This is a genomic window from Pseudomonas sp. AGC41 (assembly GCF_057334555.1).
Window position 1 is genome coordinate 77,102 of sequence record NZ_JBHFJB010000117.1, and the last position, 2,203, is coordinate 79,304.

Genomic DNA, 2,203 nt, shown 5'->3' on the forward strand with positions numbered 1-2,203 from the left:
AAGAACACAACGCCGACCCTATTCGACGGCATCGTCCTTAAACTGATCCTTGACGTACTTGATCTCGGTCCGGCCATGGGGCGCGGGCAAGCCGTCTTCGCCGAGATTGACGAAAACCATCTTTTCCACCGTCAGGATGCTCTTGCGAGTGATCTTGTTGCGCACCTCGCAGGTCAGGGTGATGGACGTGCGGCCAAACTCGGTGGCGGTAATCCCCAGCTCGATGATGTCGCCCTGGCGCGAGGCGCTGACAAAGTTGATTTCGGAGATGTATTTAGTGACCACACGCTGGTTACCGAGCTGGACGATGGCATAGATCGCCGCTTCTTCGTCGATCCAGCGCAGCAGGCTGCCACCGAACAGCGTGCCGTTGGGGTTGAGGTCTTCGGGCTTGACCCATTTGCGGGTGTGGAAATTCATGTTCACTCCTGAGCGTCTGGCCGATGAATGTCCGCATCATGGCAGACCCGGCGGGCAGGCTCTACGTCGCCGCCCCTATGACGATCATCGGCATTTTTGATTTGCCGACAGAAACCCTTTGGAAGATCCGCTTAGCCCGCTATAATCGCCACCGTTTCATCGGCCCACGCTTTGGGTCGTTCCCGCCACCCGTCCGAGGGGCGCTGCAGCAGGCTCGACCTGTCAGGCTCGGATGGGGCGTTGCTGATACGGGGTTCCCCGCACTGGCACTAAACGCACAACGGCGCCCATTCGCATACATTACGAATGGAGGCTCTTCATGAGCGCTGTTATCACGCCTGCAGCTTTTACCGACTACAAAGTCGCCGACATGTCCCTGGCTGCCTGGGGCCGTCGCGAAATCATCATCGCCGAATCCGAAATGCCAGCCCTGATGGGCCTGCGCCGCAAATACTCTGGCGAACAGCCTTTGAAGGGCGCAAAAATCCTCGGCTGCATCCACATGACCATCCAGACCGCTGTGCTGATCGAAACCCTGGTTGCCCTGGGTGCCGAAGTGCGCTGGTCGTCCTGCAACATTTTCTCGACCCAGGATCAGGCCGCTGCCGCCATCGCCGCTGCCGGCATCCCGGTTTTCGCCTGGAAAGGCGAAACCGAGCAAGAGTACGAGTGGTGCCTGGAGCAGACCATCCTCAAGGATGGCCAGCCATGGGACACCAACATGATCCTCGACGACGGCGGCGACCTGACCGAGCTGCTGCACAAGAAATACCCGGCCGTGCTGGACAAGGTCCACGGCGTGACCGAAGAAACCACCACCGGCGTCCACCGTCTGCTGGACATGCTGGCCAAGGGTGAGCTGAAGATCCCGGCCATCAACGTCAACGACTCGGTGACCAAGAGCAAGAACGACAACAAGTACGGCTGCCGTCACAGCCTCAACGACGCCATCAAGCGCGGCACCGACCACTTGCTCTCTGGCAAGCAGGCCTTGGTGATCGGCTACGGTGACGTGGGCAAGGGTTCGGCCCAGTCCCTGCGTCAGGAAGGCATGATCGTCAAGGTGTCCGAAGTCGATCCGATCTGCGCCATGCAGGCCTGCATGGACGGTTTCGAACTGGTTTCGCCGTTCATCGACGGCAACAATGACGGCACCGAGGCCAGCATCGACAAGGCACTGCTGGGCAAGATCGACCTGATCGTGACCACCACCGGCAACGTCAACGTCTGCGACGCCAACATGCTCAAGGCCCTGAAGAAGCGCGCCGTGGTCTGCAACATCGGTCACTTCGACAATGAAATCGACACCGCTTTCATGCGCAAGAACTGGGCGTGGGAAGAAGTGAAGCCACAGGTGCACAAGGTTCACCGCACCGGTACAGGCAGCTTCGACCCGCAGAACGATGACTACCTGATCCTGCTGGCCGAGGGCCGCCTGGTAAACCTGGGCAACGCCACCGGTCACCCGAGCCGCATCATGGACGGTTCGTTCGCCAACCAGGTCCTGGCGCAGATCTTCCTGTTCGGCCAGAAATACGCCGACCTGCCAGCGGCCCAGAAAGCCGAGCGCCTGACCGTGGAAGTATTGCCGAAGAAACTCGACGAAGAAGTGGCCTTGGAAATGGTCCGCGGTTTCGGCGGCGTGGTCACCAAGCTGACCAAGCAACAGGCTGACTACATCGGCGTGACCGTCGAAGGCCCGTTCAAGCCGCACGCCTACCGCTACTGATCGGCGCTATTGCCTGCTCTCCTCTGTGGGAGCGGGCTCCTTTGTGGGAGCGAG

The 2,203-nt window shown here is 60.1% G+C and carries 2 protein-coding genes and 1 riboswitch; of the genes, one reads left to right on the plus strand and one right to left on the minus strand.

Going from position 1 to position 2,203, the window contains the following annotated elements; genetic code table 11:
* Positions 1–18 precede the first annotated feature (18 nt).
* Positions 19–420 (minus strand): acyl-CoA thioesterase, encoded by a 402-nt coding sequence (locus tag ACE04F_RS20550; RefSeq protein WP_039590542.1) that lies wholly within the window; start codon positions 418–420, stop codon positions 19–21.
* Between the two features lie 189 nt (positions 421–609).
* Positions 610–716, plus strand: a riboswitch (S-adenosyl-L-homocysteine riboswitch).
* Positions 717–739: 23 nt separating this feature from the next.
* On the opposite strand from ACE04F_RS20550, the gene ahcY reads away from it, so the two are divergent.
* Entirely contained in the window at positions 740–2,149 is a 1,410-nt protein-coding gene (ahcY, locus tag ACE04F_RS20555) for an adenosylhomocysteinase (protein WP_486109530.1), read from the plus strand.
* The last annotated feature ends 54 nt before the right edge of the window (positions 2,150–2,203 follow it).

Coding starts and splice junctions, on each gene's coding strand:
- ACE04F_RS20550 (WP_039590542.1), bottom strand. CDS start 420: ATGAATTTCCACACCCGCAAATGGGTCAAGCCCGAAGACCTCAACCCC.
- ahcY (WP_486109530.1), top strand. CDS start 740: ATGAGCGCTGTTATCACGCCTGCAGCTTTTACCGACTACAAAGTCGCC.